General features: G+C 59.2%; 17 protein-coding genes. 9 read left to right on the forward strand and 8 right to left on the reverse strand.

The features are described from left to right. Window positions 1-129 precede the first annotated feature (129 nt). The 5 genes from PQ457_RS18905 (at window position 130) to PQ457_RS18925 (ending at window position 3,905) form a co-directional block, all read left to right on the forward strand. Window positions 130-1,182, forward strand: coding sequence for a PDDEXK-like family protein (locus PQ457_RS18905; RefSeq protein ID WP_273619375.1), 1,053 nt, complete (start codon window positions 130-132; stop codon window positions 1,180-1,182). 83 nt (window positions 1,183-1,265) lie between these two features. After that, window positions 1,266-1,613, forward strand: a complete 348-nt coding sequence (locus tag PQ457_RS18910; protein WP_273617543.1) for a transposase — start codon at window positions 1,266-1,268, stop codon at window positions 1,611-1,613. Then, window positions 1,610-1,957 (forward strand): IS66 family insertion sequence element accessory protein TnpB, encoded by a 348-nt coding sequence (tnpB, locus tag PQ457_RS18915; RefSeq protein WP_273617544.1) that lies wholly within the window; start codon window positions 1,610-1,612, stop codon window positions 1,955-1,957. The genes PQ457_RS18910 and tnpB overlap by 4 nt, the downstream gene beginning before the upstream one ends. Before the next feature lie 98 nt (window positions 1,958-2,055). Then, entirely contained in the window at window positions 2,056-3,684 is a 1,629-nt protein-coding gene (gene tnpC / locus PQ457_RS18920; RefSeq protein ID WP_273617545.1) for an IS66 family transposase, read from the forward strand. After that, entirely contained in the window at window positions 3,684-3,905 is a 222-nt protein-coding gene (locus PQ457_RS18925; RefSeq protein WP_273617546.1) for a hypothetical protein, read from the forward strand. Before tnpC ends, PQ457_RS18925 begins: the two co-directional genes overlap by 1 nt. 398 nt (window positions 3,906-4,303) lie before the next feature. Here PQ457_RS18925 and PQ457_RS18930 read toward each other — a convergent pair whose 3' ends face one another. Both PQ457_RS18930 and PQ457_RS18935 read right to left on the reverse strand, forming a co-directional pair. After that, window positions 4,304-4,504 carry a hypothetical protein gene (locus PQ457_RS18930; protein WP_172343384.1) on the reverse strand — a complete coding sequence of 67 codons (201 nt, stop codon included), beginning with the start codon at window positions 4,502-4,504 and terminating at the stop codon, window positions 4,304-4,306. A gap of 195 nt (window positions 4,505-4,699) precedes the next feature. After that, on the reverse strand, window positions 4,700-4,945 hold the full coding sequence (locus PQ457_RS18935) for a hypothetical protein (RefSeq protein WP_273619376.1): 246 nt from the start codon (window positions 4,943-4,945) through the stop codon (window positions 4,700-4,702). A 316-nt stretch (window positions 4,946-5,261) separates the two neighbouring features. Here PQ457_RS18935 and PQ457_RS18940 point away from each other — a divergent pair, with 316 nt between their 5' ends. Continuing rightward, a complete protein-coding gene (locus PQ457_RS18940) occupies window positions 5,262-6,320 on the forward strand; it encodes a MucR family transcriptional regulator (protein WP_273619377.1) in 1,059 nt (352 codons plus the stop codon). 236 nt (window positions 6,321-6,556) lie between these two features. On the opposite strand, the gene PQ457_RS18945 is transcribed toward PQ457_RS18940, so the two are convergent. The 6 genes from PQ457_RS18945 to PQ457_RS18970 form a co-directional block, all read right to left on the reverse strand. After that, window positions 6,557-6,874 (reverse strand): type II toxin-antitoxin system RelE/ParE family toxin, encoded by a 318-nt coding sequence (locus PQ457_RS18945; RefSeq protein ID WP_273619378.1) that lies wholly within the window; start codon window positions 6,872-6,874, stop codon window positions 6,557-6,559. Window positions 6,875-6,877: 3 nt separating this feature from the next. Further along, window positions 6,878-7,156, reverse strand: a complete 279-nt coding sequence (locus PQ457_RS18950; protein WP_273619379.1) for a ribbon-helix-helix domain-containing protein — start codon at window positions 7,154-7,156, stop codon at window positions 6,878-6,880. A gap of 182 nt (window positions 7,157-7,338) precedes the next feature. Beyond that, window positions 7,339-8,106, reverse strand: coding sequence for a hypothetical protein (locus PQ457_RS18955; protein WP_273619380.1), 768 nt, complete (start codon window positions 8,104-8,106; stop codon window positions 7,339-7,341). Window positions 8,107-8,591: 485 nt separating this feature from the next. Further along, complete coding sequence (locus PQ457_RS18960) at window positions 8,592-8,912, reverse strand: DUF5983 family protein (RefSeq protein WP_273619381.1); 321 nt, start codon at window positions 8,910-8,912, stop codon at window positions 8,592-8,594. Next, window positions 8,905-9,444, reverse strand: coding sequence for a DUF5983 family protein (locus PQ457_RS18965; protein WP_273619382.1), 540 nt, complete (start codon window positions 9,442-9,444; stop codon window positions 8,905-8,907). The genes PQ457_RS18960 and PQ457_RS18965 overlap by 8 nt, the downstream gene beginning before the upstream one ends. 46 nt (window positions 9,445-9,490) lie before the next feature. After that, window positions 9,491-11,305 carry an ATP-binding protein gene (locus tag PQ457_RS18970; RefSeq protein ID WP_273619383.1) on the reverse strand — a complete coding sequence of 605 codons (1,815 nt, stop codon included), beginning with the start codon at window positions 11,303-11,305 and terminating at the stop codon, window positions 9,491-9,493. Window positions 11,306-11,852: 547 nt separating this feature from the next. Here PQ457_RS18970 and PQ457_RS18975 point away from each other — a divergent pair. The 3 genes from PQ457_RS18975 to PQ457_RS18985 all read left to right on the forward strand — a co-directional run bounded on the left by PQ457_RS18975 (window position 11,853) and on the right by PQ457_RS18985 (window position 16,123). Then, window positions 11,853-12,425, forward strand: coding sequence for an RNA polymerase sigma factor (locus PQ457_RS18975; RefSeq protein WP_273619384.1), 573 nt, complete (start codon window positions 11,853-11,855; stop codon window positions 12,423-12,425). After that, entirely contained in the window at window positions 12,422-13,501 is a 1,080-nt protein-coding gene (locus tag PQ457_RS18980; protein ID WP_273619385.1) for a FecR family protein, read from the forward strand. The genes PQ457_RS18975 and PQ457_RS18980 overlap by 4 nt, the downstream gene beginning before the upstream one ends. A gap of 69 nt (window positions 13,502-13,570) precedes the next feature. Beyond that, the gene (locus tag PQ457_RS18985; protein WP_273619386.1) at window positions 13,571-16,123 is read left to right on the forward strand and encodes a TonB-dependent receptor; all 2,553 of its coding nucleotides are present in this window, start codon (window positions 13,571-13,573) and stop codon (window positions 16,121-16,123) included. The last annotated feature ends 13 nt before the right edge of the window (window positions 16,124-16,136 follow it).

Consider the following 16,136-nt stretch of genomic DNA (forward strand, 5'->3'; position numbering starts at 1 on the left):
CATCAACATCTGAAATGAGGGCGGCCCTTGTTAGCGCTTGGCCCATGTTCCTGCTTGACCCTGGCTCAATTGTTCACCTCTATCGTCGGGAAACAGAGAATTGCGAGGCGATGGGTGATTGATGATCGATTGAGTACGCTGCTCGACGACCCAGACTTCCACGAAATCCAGGGTCGCATGAGTCGCTTCAACCTGTTTGAAGCCTTGGGTGCGGTGCACGGCGAACTCAAACATTCGAACTTCCTCGGCTATCTCCTCGCCCCCAATCGCCCACATGGCCTTGGGGCTAGGCCACTCGAACGGATCTTGCGCCGCGCCCTTGAAACGATCCCATCCGAGGCCCGACCTATCAGCACTTTGGACCTCATCGTCGGCGATCTCGACAATGCCATCGTCCACCGTGAGCGCTACGCCATCGACCTCCTGATCGAGATCGAGGAGTTGAAGCTTATCGTCGTCATCGAGAACAAGATTCACGCTAAGGTGGGCGACGGGCAGCTCGTGCGCTACCGCGAGCGGATCGCCGCCGAATATCCCGACTACCGCAAGCTCTATCTGTTCCTGACCCCCGCCGGTGGACCGCCTGATGACGACGCCTATTGGCCGCTGAGCTACTCTGCGCTTGCCCAGACCTTGGAAGCAATTGCCGCCGAACCCACCGCTGGCGATGCGACCCGCCTGATCATCGAGCATTATGTTGATATGTTGAGGAAGAACATCGTGGACGACGAGCATCTGCGCGGCTTGGCCGCCAAACTCTATGAGCGACATAAGGAAGCCCTCGACTTCATCTTCGAGAGCCGCCCGCAGGCTGGAAACCTCATAGAGTTCATCGCCCAGCGAGTGCGCTCAACGGACGGCCTTATTATCGACACAGACGGGCCGTCGATGCTCAGATTCCTCCCCGAACGATGGGAAGGCAGGTTGACCCACAAGAGCCATCCCAAGGACTGGAGCCGCACGGGGCGCGGGTTACTATTTGAAGTGAAACGGGATTCCGCAAGGTCAGGACGACTGATGCTTTCGTTGGTAATGGGACCGGGTGATGCCGCCCATCGGGCGGCTCTATATGAGGGGGCGAAAAACCGGCCGGATGTGTTCGTCGGGCTGGTGAAGCCAATGGGTGTCAAATGGTCCACTATCTTCAGCCGCGACCTCATGACTGCCGTACGCCTCCGATAGCGGCCGCCTTGTGGATGCCCATCCGGTGTGGATTTAGGCCCCGGTGCTAGCTCTGGTGTTAGTACTGGTGCGAAGGATCAGTGGTGGGACAAGTAACGGTTTTTGCAGGCTCGGAGCGCCGTCGGATTTGGGATGATGCAGAGAAGCTGGCGCTATTGGCGCGGGCTTTTGCCCCTGGTGCGGTTCTGGCCCATGTTGCGCGGGCGGCCGATGTGCATCCAAGCCAGCTTTACCGGTGGCGCAAGGAGTTTGGCTTTACGCCGGACGGTGGAACGCAAGGTTTTGCGCAAGTCGTCGTGCAGCCCGATCCACCTGAAGTTGCCCGCCGGGCTTGCGCCATCAGGGTGTGCCTGAACGGAGCGGAAGTGGAAATCGGCGAACATGCGCCATTGCCATTGGCAACCGCTGTCCTGCAGGCGCTGTCGCGATGATCCCCGTTTCAGGCAATGCGCGGATCTGGCTAGCGCTGGGACATACCGATATGCGGCGAGGCATGCGCTCACTGGCATTGCAGGTGCAACAGGCACTCAGGAAGGACGTGCATACCGGCGACCTGTTTGTCTTCCGGGGACGAAGCGGATCTTTGTGCAAGATCCTGTGGCATGACGGGATTGCCATGTCCTTATACATCCGCCGCCTGGAGCGGGGGCGGTTCGTCTGGCCGGCAACAAAGGAAGGAACCGTGGCGATCCCGGCCTCGGCACTGGCATGTCTGCTCGAAGGGATCGACTGGCGCGCGCCGCAGGAAACCTGGCGCCCGGCACAGGTTGGTTGATGCACTCAGCCCCCATTCGGGCGCTTTCCTGAAAGGTGAAATGGCGCTGAAAATGGCGAAAATGCTGGGGTTTTGACGAATTTCTGCTATGCGGGCGCATGTCCGCAATTGAGCCTTCCCAGGAGCTGTCACGCCTGCGCGCCGAGTTGTCCTGTGCGCAGGCTCATGCTCTCGAGACGGAAGCGGAACTGGCCAGAGTTCGGGCCGTCAATGCCGATCTGCAGGCTCGTAACGCACATCTTGAGCTGATGAACGAGAAGATGCGCCGCGATAAATATGGCGCGAGTTCCGAACGTCGGCGGGTGCTTGATCAGTTCGAGATCGCCTTTGAGGAAGCAGAGGCCGATGCCAGTGCGGCTGAGATGGAAGGCCAGATCGCTGCGGCCAGAACCACGAGCGTTGCCCCATTCACCCGCAAGCGCGCCACGCGCCGGGACTTTCCAGCCGATCTGCCGCGTGAAGACATCGTGATCCCGGCACCTGAACAATGTCCCTGTTGTGGTTCGGGCAGTCTCAGCCGCTTACCCGCCGACATCACCGAAACGCTTGAGAAGGTGCCTGCGCGCCACAAGGTTATCCGCACGATCCGCGAGAAGGTCTCCTGTCGTCGTTGCGAGAAAATCAGCCAGCCCCCGGCGCCATTCCATGTGACGCCGCGCGGCATGTTCGGGCCGCACTTTCTCGCCAACCTCGCCTTCCAGAAATATGGTCTCCACCAACCGCTCAATTCTCAGCGCGACCGGCTTGAAGCCGAAGGCATTCCGATCAGTCTCTCGACACTGGCGGACCAGATCGGTGCCATCAGTGTCGTGACAAGGCCCTTGTTCCTTCTCCTTGAAGCCCATGTTCTGGGCGGTGACAGGCTCCATGCCGACGACACCACTCTGCCGCTGCTGGCCAGATACAAGACCGATATCGCCAGAATCTGGGATTACGTGCGCGACGACAGCCCCTTTGGCGGGCTCTCGCCGCCCGGCGTGGTCTGCTATTACTCCCGCAATCGCAAGGGAGAACATCCCCGTGGTCATCTGGCCGGATATGGCGGCATCCTTCAGGTTGATCGCTTTGCCGGTTTCAATGAAATGTTCCGGCAAAGCACCATGACCCGCGCCAATTGTTGGGCCCATTCACGTCGCCAGTTCTTCGAACTGGTCGATGTCGCGCGCCAACTCAAACGCAAAAAGGGCAAGCCGCCTATCGTCTCACCTCTTGCCATGGAGGCGCTGGAGCAAATCGACCGGATCTTTGCCATTGAGCACACCATCAATGGCCAATCCGCCGCCCAGCGCCTGCAGGTTCGGCAGGACAGCGTTGCCCCGCTTGTGCGCGATCTCGAAGTCTGGATGCGCAGGCATCTTGGCTTGCTCTCGCGTCACGATGCTGTTGCCAAGGCCATCGCATACATGCTCAACGACTGGGAGGGTTTCACCGCCTTCCTTGGCGATGGCAGGATCTGTCTCACAAACAATGCGGCCGAACGGCAGCTGCGCGGTGTGGCTCGAGGCAGAAAAGCATGGCTGTTCGTCGGCTCCGATCGCGGCGGTGAGCGGGCAGCGATGATGTACAGCTTCTTTGGCTCGGCCCGGCTTAACGGCATAGATCCGCTGGCTTGGTTTACCGACGTTCTCGCCCGCATCGCTGACATACCCCAAGGCCAGTTGCACGAGTTGCTTCCGTGGAACTGGAAAGCAGCCCAGCAGACTCAAATTGCAGAATTGGCCGCCTGATGCAGAGAAACAAGGTCTATGCCGTCACGACCCTCACCAGGGTCGCACTGGACCTGGGCGAAGATGAGGACTTCCTCTTTGACCTCACCGACCAGATGGACACCGAAGACGGACTGATCTGGGTTTACGGCACGGGCGATGAGCCTGTTCTTGCTCTCTCCAGCGATGGCGTCGACTGTCTCCAGGACATCATCGCCGAGCACCGCCGGAGCCAATTCTGATCTCACGGGCGGCCGCTATCGGAGGCGTACTGACTGCCAAGCTCGCCGAAACCCTTACGACTGAGCAGCAGGAAGCCAATGTCAGCCTCGCGTGGTCCGATTTTCAAGGGACGACATTGCCCGCACTCATTCAAGCTGTCCTTGAGATTGATGAGGACATCGCTGCCGGCAACAGGGCTGGCACATCACAGCGCTCTGCCTATTAGGCCGACTGCGCTACGAAGCAAGTAATAGGTAACGGGCTCCCCGCTCGTGGAGCCAATGGCAGGCCAAATCCGCAAAACGGCTAGTTACGCGTGACTAGATAAACGAACGGCGGCTTCCAATGGTTGGATCTGGAGGAGTGAATGCCCGTTATAAGGGCGGCGATGGTTCCCGCCAAGCACGGCAGCTCGTGATTATCCCTTTGGCGTTACCCAGACTTCAACCGGAGTGATGAACTTGCCCGGCGCTGGTTTGCCGACATGGACACGGTCGGCGGTAACCTGTTCACCCGATTCGAGATGAAGCGTCACCCAGGGCTTGGGCATGCGCTCGAACTTCATTTTCTGAATGGCCAAGCCAGTCGACGAATTCATGATGGTTGCTATGATACTCATGGTTTGCGCTGCTACCGTCATAGGCGCTCGTGGGTCTACACCTAGGCAGAAAATAGCCCCAACTTTTCTGAACCAGGAGCCACTATGGGCGATTCTAATCAGGTCGCTAAACACCTGTTTCTGAGACGGAGGTGGTCGATCAGGGGGCAGACCGCGCCGCATGATGGCGCCTTAGGTTAGCGCAGGACGACCGGATCAGGCTTCTTCGTTGCGCCCCCTGCTTTCGTACCAGTCCTGACGGCCTGTGTCCTCCACCGCCCAGATCCAGGCATCGTTGAAGGCTGCGCTCGAGAAGCTGAACTCCTGACGGGCCAGATCGCGATAGCCATCCTTGGTGTGCAGCTTGGGCTTGCCGTCGCTCATATGCGGGATCAGCCAGTCGCGGCATTTCTCCCGATCTTCCCTTGCTCGCGCGGCTTCAAGGGCACGGTTGGTTTTCATCGGAAATGTCCATCAGTGGTATGATCGGGTCTTGCATGAGCCATAACCGACGCTCAGCGGAAGGCCAGCAGGAAAAGGGCGGCGGAGGCGATACATCCCCGACGGTCCTCGATTGCTGCGCCACCTTTACATCCTCCTTTGCGCATTGGCATGGGAATGACCAATGCCCTGTACACGCAAAGAAGTCGGTCCATGTTTGATTGATATCGCGCATCCAGATCCCCAAGGGGTCTAGACGGCGTTTTGTGTGACAAATATTTGACCTGATACTGCAGGATGTCTAACCCTCGCGTCCCTCATCTGCTTGAGGACGATCATGGCCGAGAACAATTCTGAGGGTGCGCCCAACTTCATCGAACTGGCGGGCGATATTACCATCGCCTGGCTCCAGAATCCCAATGTAAATCCTGCTGCCGAAGATGTTCCTGCTTTCCTCAAGTCCATGCATCTGGCTATTGTCGGGCTGGACGAAGCGCCCGCAGCCGAGCCTGTGCCCGAAGTCGTTGCTTACGAACCGGCGGTACCGGTGCGTTCCTCGATCAAGCCCGACTATCTTGTCAGTCTGATCGATGGGCGCAAATACAAGACATTGAAACGGCATCTTGCGACCAACGGACTGACCCCCGATGAATATCGCGTGCGCTATGGGTTGAAGCCCGATTACCCGATGGTCGCAGCAAATTTTGCCGCGATGCGCCGCGAGATCGCCGAAAAGATCGGGCTTGGCCGCAAGAGTGCTGCTCGCCTCGATGATACCGACGGAACGGTCGCCGCTCCTGCAGAGACGCAAGAGGCGGCGCTTCCGGCGACGGAAGACGATGCCGCTTCGAACGTGACGGCAAAGAGCGTTGCCCGCAAGTCAAAGGCCAGAACGGGCAAGCCCCCTGTTGCCTCGACCACGATCTCGCCGATGCCTACCGAGGCGAAACCTGCCGCCGAGACAAAGGGTAAACCCCCGCGTACCTCCAAGAAGATCAAGGAAGAGGGCGTTTCGCCCGCCGATGCGACTGTGTCCGCCGAACCGGTAAAACCGGTGGCGACCAGAAAGCGGCGTATGGCGCGTGAACCCGAGGTCCTAACGAGCGCCGCAGACACTCTCGATGCGCCTGCTGCTGATCCGATCCCGGATGGCACGAGCGTACGCAAGCGCGGCACGGCAAAGGCAAAAGCTACCTCATCGACTGAAGGTAAGGCCACCGGAAGCAAAGCCGTTAAGCCGACCAAGACGAAGGCCGCCGCCGCTAAAACGGTCAAGGGCAAGGTGGCAAATCCGAAACCGGCAGTTACGCTCGAGGCAGTGCCTGTCCCTGCCAAACGTGCCAAAGCGAAAAAATCGACTGCGAAAACCGAGGTTCCTGCCGCACAGGAAGCGTGACGCGCGGCATGGATGGATACGCAGCGGCGCCTGCCCCTGGGGGGACGGGCACCGTTTTGCTTGGAGGTCTTGAAAAGACAAGAACGACGACCGGTGCTGGACGGTGTCCTCCCGGGGCCCAAAAGTTCGGCGCCATTGGCGCCGCACCTTGGTCATTCAACGATCAAGTTGCCAATGGGTACTCTCTATTGGGCCCGCGACAGTCGGCTATTTCAGCAGGACTCCCCACATTGGGATCAGTGCTGCTGTTCATCGTCAGCCCAACCGGCAGCGAAGTCCTGCCCACCATAATAGACACCGAGTATCGCCACCTGTTCGGGGTCCACCGCATAGGCGATGGTCACTCGGCGACGAAACGGGATGGTGCGCAGGCCAGGCCGAATGTCATCGCGTGGCGTCCCGCGATGCGGGAAAGCCGCAAGCCCTTCACAGTGCTCGATGATCGCATCCGTAAAGCGCCCGGCGATTTCTCCTGACGCCTCTTGCATAATATAGCGATACAAGGCGACCAGTTGGGCTTCCGCCTCCGGCGCGAATACAACCCGGTGCGACATTGATCAGCGCGTTTTGGGGTCGTTATGATGCTCGGCGGCCAGCGCGACCTTCACGTCACTGATCGATCTTACACGAGCAGGGTCAGATTTAAGCGCATCATAGACAGGCGCAATTTCGTTGCGCAGCCAGGTTTCAAGGGCTTTGTCTCGGGCTTGCAGGGCCCGCAGGCCGTCACGGATCACTTCGCTTTCACTGGCATACTCGCCCGCAGCGACCTTGGCGCGGACCTGCGCAGCCATTTCCATCGGCAATGTGATGCTGAATTGTTGAGTCGTGCGCATGGAACCATCCTTGAGATGCTGAATGGGATTTAATCCTATCAAAGGCGCAATTCAAGATGCCCCTGCGTCCCTTTCAATCTGGCGCCGAATGATAGGAAGGGCCACCAATCCCGTTGTGGTGAAAGCCCGGCTCGATTCAAGTCAGCCGATCCAAGACCTATAGGATTGCATTTCGAGGGCGATCATGCCTCAGCAGCCAGTGCCGTTAAGCGGCCCGCCGTCGAATGATCTCCACGGGTTTGCATGAGAAAGATCATCTTCTGCAGTTCGTCCAATGGGACGTCTTGAGGACCGCGCAGTTCGAGCATACCTGCCGCTGCCGTATGCGCCTGAAGCTCCATACACCACCCATAATAATCAAAACGCAGGCCATTGGGATCTTCAAGGTCGCGCCACAAAACCTCCTTGCACATATCGAGCGCCAGATGCCTGTTCTGCCTTGGACCCGCCCGCCAATAATCACGGGCGAGCAGTGTCCGGTTCGTCGCAAAATGGCTAAAATGCTCGGGAGCCATAAATCCGGGCTGAGAAATCGGAACCGAAGTTATCAATTTTTGCGCGGCACGTTCGCCTTTGAGAAGCACCCAGCGACGTTCGAAATCGTCCGTTTCGGTACGGGCAATGATCGCATACGCGGCAAGCTCCCGGGAATTGTTCTTCTGAACGCGGCGGGCCAGAGCGTTGGCGGTGGGATAGTCGCCGACCTCAAACGCTTCGCGGGCCAGGACGAGAAGCGTTTTTCGGGAAGAACGCTTTTTAGGGGCTTCCACCTCATTATTGTTGGCAGGCCGAAGGATGTTACAAAGAGCCACGGCATAAGACGAAAAACCAGCGTCCCGGGCCGCCCGATCAAGCGCTTGATAATGCGGAATGGCAAACCGCTTGGCATAGACTTTCGCGAGTCGCTTGATGCCTGCAATGCTGGTCGGAACAATCGGCGATATATCCACGGACGTTCTCCTGGCCTATGGAAGTGTTGCCCGCCAAACACCTCCGGGACCAATGGAAAACCCGGAAAGGATCAATCTGCGAATTCACTGTCGTCAACGACTTCGCGGCGGCGGGCTGCGTGCCAGTGATAGGCCTCGAGCATGATATTTCCAGCATCGTTGATTTGCAAGCCTCGGATCTCGACTGCCATGGTTTAAGACGCACCCTAAGCGGCAGGATGAGACCGAACTGGCCCTTCTCGGCAGCTGGCGAAACCTGCAGCAGAATAAACCATCCGCGCTGCCTTCAACGATATGTGGATAGGCTGCCTGGCCCGGGAAAAGCGCAGTCTGTCACAATGCCCGGCCCGCTCTTCGCGCCAATTCCGACATACGAGCAAAGTATACCAAGGCGCTGTTGGCCCATTGGAGCCCTGTTCTGACAGCAGACGCGGACTGTCGTGAACGGCCTCGCAGCCCAAAGCATAGAGACCGCATTGCATAGGTTACGGAAAGCTGGGCCAGTCCTCGCTCGCAGGCACCTCGCGATCGAAGGATACCCATGACGCCCCCGCTTCAGCGGCAAAGACAAGAATGGCCCAGAATGCAGGTGAAATCGCTTCCGGTCGCTCGGCCGACGCCCATCCGGCCACGCTGCTATGCACGAAAAAGCCATCGAGGTGCGACTCGATCACAAGGTCCGGGTAGCGAACCTCAAGGCGTCCCTCTTCGTTGCGGGAGGAAGCCCGGATCATTTGCTCGATGACTTCACGCTCCGCGATGGGCAGGTGGAAAGTCGAACAGGTGAACAGGCTGGTTTCACGCATGGCTAGCCTCCTGCCCGTCCGGAAGGCCTGTGCCGGATACTTCGAGCCAGTGCGTGTCCCCACAGGTGTCACACCAGGCCTCCCCAAAGACCGCTTCGACCACCCAGCCCTGCGCCTCCTTATCCCAACGCGCCGCAGCATCGCAGATCAGATTGTCACCACGACATTGCCCGCACAGCACGATCTTGGGCTGCGCCATGCCTTCGCCTTCCTCATCCTCAGGATCAACCGGCAAGTCTGCCATCGGCGGCTCATCGCGGTCGAACGAGAGCCAGTCAGCTCCACAGCTCCTGGCGAGGGTCAGCAAGGCCCAGAACGTCGCCGACACGTCATCGGGCCGATCAGGGTAATCGTCGAAAAAGCCCAGATGATTAGCAAAACCATATTGATGCGCTTCGATGGAAAGGACGTCATGGTCCACAATCAGCCGCCCCGCTCGCCGAGGCGCGGTCGCGAAAAGACAATCAAAAGCCCGACGCTCTGCGGCTGGCAGATGAGCCGTCGAACAGACGCAATATTTGGCAAGGCGCATAAAGCCCTCCATGGTTAATAGAATCGAGGAAGGTTGGCGAAATGGCTCAGACCTGCGGAGAGAGGGTCAGCTCAAGCGTCCCCGTCGAAGCGGTCACCAGCATCTGGCGCCCATGCGGGATCAGCCAGACGACATGGCCGAACACTGCCTCGCGCAATTGGGCGATCAGCGCCTCTTCCTCGCCCAGCAACAGCGTATTGGCCAGATTTCGGGCTTCGGCACAAAAGCGATCCCTCTGCGTTTCCCAGCTATCGCTATCGGCATCCTCGCTGGCGCAAAACAGGCTCGCTTCCATCAGCCGGACCAGATCATCGGGCTTCACATCAGCGCCTTCGCGGATGAGGATGGCTGCCTCATCGATCGAATTGGTGTCGTTGCCTGCCACCAGCATCGGAATATCAAAGCTCCTGACACATGTGGCAGCATGGTCGCCGCCATCGCCGGCAATCGAGAGGTCGAGCATCAGGTTGGCGACCCGGCTGGCAGGCATATCCGGAGGCAGATATTCAGCAGAGCTGTCGCCATAGATCCAGGACTTGCCGTCATGGTCGAAGGTGAAATCAATCGCGGTGATGCGTGGCAGCCGATCATACCAGCTGTACCCTTCAAATGCCGGTTCGGGGTCCACGGTTTGCCTGCCCATCAAGCCGGCATTTCCGATGATCGGGGCTGCGGCCTGCTCAAGGTCGGCTTGGGAGTGAGAAACGATCATCATCTCTTTGGAAGCGACCTTGGGACCCGCCGGTGTAGATGTACTGTCCGCGAGCTTTGGCATCCAGCCATCAAGCCACGCCGCTGCCTCAGGCAGGTCTATCCCCAGCTCGGCCGCACGCTGCCATGATCTAAAGGGCAGACGATGCGCGGGCTGCCTTGCAATCGCGCGATAGATGGCCGCTTCCATCGCGGTCCGAAGCTGATTGAGCGCTTCGTTCTCGACCATTTCCTTGCGGGCGGGCAGGACCAGTTGCAAGGCTGGCGCATCGATGATGTCCACTTTGGCGTGCCAGAAGGAAAAGCCATCGACCTCACTGACGCCCTCATGGCTGCATGGCACGGTAACCCCATGAAAATTGATCCGAGGCACATTCCAATGTGGCCGGCCATTCGAGTGAAACACGCCGATCCGAACGCCTTGATGGGTTTCCACGTGAAGGGCCTCGGTCAGAAAGTCCTCGCGCTTCACTTCTTCGCCGCGAAAATGGACCGGCAGCGGGAAATGAAGGGCAGCCTGTTTCACCGCGACATCGATCCCCTCGGCCCATTGGGCAGGTAATGCGACAAAGATCTGCGTACCGCCTGTTATATTGGCAGGTTCGATGGCCAGCGGCATCTGCCCTTCCCAGCCATTGTCCGGGATCGTCACCTGCCAACCAGCCTGCGCCGAACGCGACCATGATCGAACGGTCACCCTACGTCCGGCAAGACTGAACACGCCCATACCGGCGGGATCTTCGCGCACAGCCATGGCCGGATCCCAGCCCGACTGGCCCAGCGTCAGCAGATTGCGGGGATCATCGATCCCGCAACCATCGTCGCATATCGAGAGCGTGGGCACGCCATCGATGTCTTCGACATCGATTCCAATCGCGCCGGCACCGGCTCGCCTGGCATTCTGCAAAAGTTCATGCAGACAATCCGCGATAGTGCCGTTGTAGAGCCGGGTCACGCGGGTGATCAGCGAAGGGCCAACCCTTGGCTGAATAGAAGCTGGTAAGCTCATGGATATCTCCTGGTCCGGGCGAAGCCAATTATCGCCCCCACAACCGCTCCCCCCTCTCCAGTCCTTCTGATCAGGTGTTGATCGGCCCGCGATTTTGGAGCCAGAAAGTGTCCCCCGCATTATCGGCTTGCCGGAGCCCATCGGCGCCCCTCCTTGCGCAAAAGGCGCGCAGGATAGAGGAATTGTATAAGGTCTGCTTTCTCGCCAGTCGGGCGAGGCCCTCCCCGGTTCAGCGGATGAGGTTTTCTGTGAGCGCCACTTTACGCAGGCGAATTGACCCTGCCTTCTGGTCTCGAAGCGGAAGCGGAATAGTCGCTTTCATCCAGGCCGTATCGAGTTCCGCCCTTGTTTGGGCGTTTCACCCCACTTCTCATCGTCAGCAACACAAGTTTCCGCAGAATTCAAAGTTGGCATTACAGCATCAGGAATTTGCGCGCGTGACCTTGTACGTATTAAGCGCCCTTCAATACCAAAGACTTGATTGAGTCCCCGATTGGTCACATATTGACCCGCGCGGGCTGGAACGCTGGCAGCCACCCGCAGGATTGTCCTGTCAGGTATATCGAAGCTCGACCTTATCGTCGGGCGCTGGTCGTCCGATCAGGCGACGACACGGCCCACCTCACCCAAGATGAACTCCGGTTGCTTTCCGGGGACTCTCTGCCGTGCTGTGAGGATCCGTGGTTTCATGGCTATTTATACCGAGCGCCCCGACCGGGCGCGGCAGGTGAATGAACCTGTCCGCCGTGATGGCCAGGAGGCAGAGACCACCGATCTTGGTCAAATCTATGCTGTGGAGGCACCCAGACTTCGGCGCTATTTTCGCTCGCGCCTGCGCAGCGGAGATGACGCCAGCGATCTCGTGCAGGAAGCCTTTGCCAGACTGGTCGGCGCCATGGCGAAAGATATTCCGCAGCGACCGGCAGCCTATTTGCAGCGCATTGCCCGCAATTTGCTCTTCAATCGATCTCGGCGGCTGGAAAACAGGCTTGGACGCTTCCACGTGTCCTTCGATGACGGTTATGAACACGCGATGCCACCGGACCAGGGTGACCGTCTCGAGGTGGCAGACGTGATGCGGATCTATCGGCGGGCCTTGAGCGAACTTCCTGACAAGACCAGAGAAGTCTTTCTCCTTCACCGGGTCGAAGAGCTGCCTTACAGGGAAATCGGAGAAAGGCTGGGCCTTTCCATCCCGACCGTGCAATATCATGTGGCACGCGCGCTCGCGCATATTGACGCTGCCCTGGAACAGGAATGATGGAAGAAGCTCAAACACCGCCTTCTCACGGGCAATTGCGCGATGAGGCGGCCGACTGGTTTACCATCATGCGCGGCCCCGATGCCGAAACCCGCCGTCAGGAATTTGAAGCCTGGCTGGCGCGCGGCGCGGTACAGCGAATGGCTTACAACCGGATTGCCGAGACTTTCAGCCTGGGCAAATTTCTGAATGAAACCAGTGAAACCGAGAAGCCGGATCTGCCGAAGCCCCAAGGAGAAAACCGGCGCAGAATGTACCTGGCTTTTGTCGGCACCGCTCTTGTCGGGCTGACCGCAATCGGGGCCTTTCACTGGTACGGCGACATTCCTGCCGGCAACCTCGCTTCACCGCCACCGATTGCGGTATCTCTTCCGTCAGGCGCCCAGCCCCAAAAGCTCGCGACCGCCATTGGCGAAATTCGCTTCTTCAAACTTGCCGATGGCTCAACCGTCACGCTCGATACCGGAAGCCTGCTGCTGATATCCCTGAGCAAGACTGAGCGCGATCTGCGCCTGGTTCGCGGCCATGCCCGTTTTGAAGTGGCCCACGAGGCCCGCCCCTTCGTTGTATCGGCAGGCGGCGGCACCGTGACGGCGCGCGGTACCATTTTCGATGTGACCGTGGCCGATGATCGCCGGATCAAGGTGCACCTCCTACGCGGAGCTGTCGATGTCGCCATGGCTGACGCCAGAGGGCAATCGGGCGGCCCTCCGCTTCGTCTTACGCCCGGTCAGCAAATATCGCTTGAGGAAGGCGGCGTGCTGCAATTGGCGCAGGCCTCGGACGCGAACAATGGCGATGCGCAATGGCCGGATGGCTTGCGCGACTATGAGAATGTCCGGCTCAGTGATCTGATCGCTGATGCTAATCGCTACGCCAGCCAGCCTCTTGTTGCCGCCTCGGACGATGTGAACGAAATCCGGGTCTCAGGTACATTTCGGGTGACAGATACGAAGCATCTTGCGCAAAATCTTGCAGGGCTTCTGGGACTGACGCTGGTTGCCTCTCCCAATAGCTTGTCCCTCGCCCGCTCGTGTCCGGCGGGCCGGCAAAATATTTGTCAGCCCCCCTCATAAACATGCCCCGCTGATTGTCGCTCCCCCTGAACGCCGAATTTCAAGGCAATCGGCGCCATGGGGGTTAGTATGGCCAATATTCGAAAGTACATCCTGAGTTCCACAATCGCCCTTTCAGCCATCGCGGTGCTCTCGCCGACGATGGCCGGGCCAGACGACAGACAAGAATACCATCTTCCCGAGCAGGAACTTGGGTCCGCGCTCAGGGCCATCGGTCGCGCATCGCATCAGGAAATCATGTTTGAGAGGCGATCAGTCAAAGGCAAACGCGCCCCTGCCCTCGATGGCACCTATACGCCAGGCGAAGCTGTCGACATCCTGCTGCGCAATTCCGGCCTGACGGCCACCAGTCGCGGTGGAAGTATCCTCATCGGGGAGCGATTTCTCCCGACATCCGAGGAAGTGAATGCGGGCAGTTCCGCCATTGTCGTCACCGGATCCCAGATCCGCGGCACAGCCGCCACCGGGCCGTTGATCACCATCTCCAGCCAGCAGATCGCAACATCGGGCTATGCCAATCTGGGTGATGTGGTGCGATCGATACCCCAGAATTTCACCGGAGGCCAGAACCCGGGCATCGGCATTGGCATTCCGGTCGCCAATGGCGAGAATTTCGGTTCGGGAACTTCGATCAATCTGCGCGGCCTCGGGCAGGATGCCACACTGACCCTCGTCAACGGGCATCGCGTGGCCAATGGCGGCAACCGCCAGAGCGTCGATATTTCCGCGATCCCCATCGATGCCATCGAGAGGATCGAAATCGTCACCGATGGCGCCTCTGCGCTTTACGGCTCCGACGCGGTGGCGGGCGTGGCCAACGTCATCCTCAAGCGCGACTATCAGGGCCTCTCAACCAGCGCCCGCTTCGGCCTTGCGACAGAAGGTGGTGACCGGCAGCAGCAGTATAACATCCTTGCCGGAAAAAGCTGGCGCAATGGCGGCGCGGTGGTCGCTTATGAATATGGCAAAGACACCGCCATCCTCGCCTCGCAGCGCTCCTATGCCGCCGTGACTAATCCCGGCCTGACTCTCTACCCTTTCATCCAGCACCAGAGCGTGATCATCAACCTGCATCAGGATATCGCAAAAAGCCTCACATTCAGCTTGGATGGCGGCTATAACTGGCGCACCGATCAGCGAGGCTATTCGCTGAGCACCGCAGCCAATGCCCCGGCTTATGACTCGCGCGTGCGTTCATCGTCCTTTTTTGTAGCCCCATCGCTGCAATGGGCAGCCCCGGGCAGCTGGCTGGTTTCTCTCTCAGGCATGTACGGAGAAGACCGGGCCAGGCTGGTTCAGCAACTGACGAGCAACGGAACCACCTCGACGACGCAGCTGACCTGCACCTGCAACACCGCCGTATCGGTTGAACTCAAGGCCGACGGCCCGCTCCTCGAAATACCCGGCGGCATGGCGAAACTGGCGGTGGGCGGTGGGTATCGCCGGGATCGGTTCCGTCAGGACAGTATGTATGCCGCCAGCAATTTCAGAGCCAGTCAGGCAGAGCGCTATGGTTTTGCCGAATTGCACATTCCGCTGATCGGAGCCTCGCAGAATATTCCCTTCATCCGCTCGCTCGCGCTGAGCGCAGCAGCCCGATATGACAATTATCCCGGTGTGGATGAGGTCGTCACGCCCAAATTTGGCTTCACTTACGCGCCCAGCGGGGATTTTGACCTGCGCGGATCATGGGGTCAATCCTTCAAGGTTCCCACTCTGTATCAGCGATATACCGCGCAAAGCGCCAGCGTCTATGCCGTCGGAACCTTGGGCGGGAGCGGATATCCTACCGGATCGACCGCGATCTTTCTGCTCGGCGGGCGGCCCGACCTTTCGCCCGAACGCGCCGACACCTGGACCACCAGCCTCGCCTTCCATCCGGCGCGGGTGCGCGGCCTCAAAATCGAGCTGGGCTATTTCGATATCAGGTATCGTAATCGGGTCATCATGCCCATTTCACTGCCGCAGCAGTCGCTTTCCAATCCAGCCTATGCCAGCATTGTGACCTATAATCCCGCAGCATCGGCGGTCACCAACGCACTCGCCGACAAGGTCGTTTACAATTACTCGGGCGCGGCCCTCAATCCTGTGAATGTGGTGGCGATCGTCGATGATCGCAATCTCAACATTGCAACGCAGAAGCTGCGCGGCATCGACCTTTCTGCCGAATATCAGCATGCGATGGGCAACGGCGATCGCATCACATTGTCGGCTACCGCCAGCTATCTCGACAGCGAGCAGAAACTGCTTCCCGGCGCGGGTACAATCGCGCTGGCAGGAACCTATTATAACCCGCCCCATTTTCGCAGCCGTGTCGGTATGGCCTGGGACTCGCCCAGAGCCTCTCTCGCCGGTTTCGTGAACTACATCGGCGGGGTCAGCGACACCCGCTACACACCGGCAACGCCGGTCAGCGGAATGGCGACGCTGGATTTGGGCGGTCGTCTGCGTCTTGAAGGCGGCGCGCTCGATGACGTTGAAATCGCGCTTTCAGCCCAGAACATCACGAATGCCAGCCCGGACATCACCCGTACCCGTGCGGCTTATGACGCCCCTTATGACACGACGAATTACTCGCCGGTTGGCAGGCTCATCAGCCTTGGCATTCGCAAGAACTGGTAACCGCCTTCCGCGA

The organism is Novosphingobium humi, assembly GCF_028607105.1.
In the GTDB taxonomy this organism is placed as follows: Bacteria; Pseudomonadota; Alphaproteobacteria; order Sphingomonadales; family Sphingomonadaceae; genus Novosphingobium; species Novosphingobium humi.

Coding starts and splice junctions, on each gene's coding strand:
- PQ457_RS18960 (WP_273619381.1), bottom strand. CDS start 8,912: ATGCGTGAAACCAGCCTGTTCACCTGTTCGACTTTCCACCTGCCCATC.
- PQ457_RS18925 (WP_273617546.1), top strand. CDS start 3,684: ATGCAGAGAAACAAGGTCTATGCCGTCACGACCCTCACCAGGGTCGCA.
- PQ457_RS18970 (WP_273619383.1), bottom strand. CDS start 11,305: ATGGGCTCCGGCAAGCCGATAATGCGGGGGACACTTTCTGGCTCCAAA.
- PQ457_RS18945 (WP_273619378.1), bottom strand. CDS start 6,874: ATGTCGCACCGGGTTGTATTCGCGCCGGAGGCGGAAGCCCAACTGGTC.
- PQ457_RS18985 (WP_273619386.1), top strand. CDS start 13,571: ATGGCCAATATTCGAAAGTACATCCTGAGTTCCACAATCGCCCTTTCA.
- tnpC (WP_273617545.1), top strand. CDS start 2,056: ATGTCCGCAATTGAGCCTTCCCAGGAGCTGTCACGCCTGCGCGCCGAG.
- PQ457_RS18980 (WP_273619385.1), top strand. CDS start 12,422: ATGATGGAAGAAGCTCAAACACCGCCTTCTCACGGGCAATTGCGCGAT.
- PQ457_RS18940 (WP_273619377.1), top strand. CDS start 5,262: ATGGCCGAGAACAATTCTGAGGGTGCGCCCAACTTCATCGAACTGGCG.
- PQ457_RS18935 (WP_273619376.1), bottom strand. CDS start 4,945: ATGAAAACCAACCGTGCCCTTGAAGCCGCGCGAGCAAGGGAAGATCGG.
- PQ457_RS18930 (WP_172343384.1), bottom strand. CDS start 4,504: ATGAGTATCATAGCAACCATCATGAATTCGTCGACTGGCTTGGCCATT.
- PQ457_RS18965 (WP_273619382.1), bottom strand. CDS start 9,444: ATGCGCCTTGCCAAATATTGCGTCTGTTCGACGGCTCATCTGCCAGCC.
- tnpB (WP_273617544.1), top strand. CDS start 1,610: ATGATCCCCGTTTCAGGCAATGCGCGGATCTGGCTAGCGCTGGGACAT.
- PQ457_RS18975 (WP_273619384.1), top strand. CDS start 11,853: ATGGCTATTTATACCGAGCGCCCCGACCGGGCGCGGCAGGTGAATGAA.
- PQ457_RS18950 (WP_273619379.1), bottom strand. CDS start 7,156: ATGCGCACGACTCAACAATTCAGCATCACATTGCCGATGGAAATGGCT.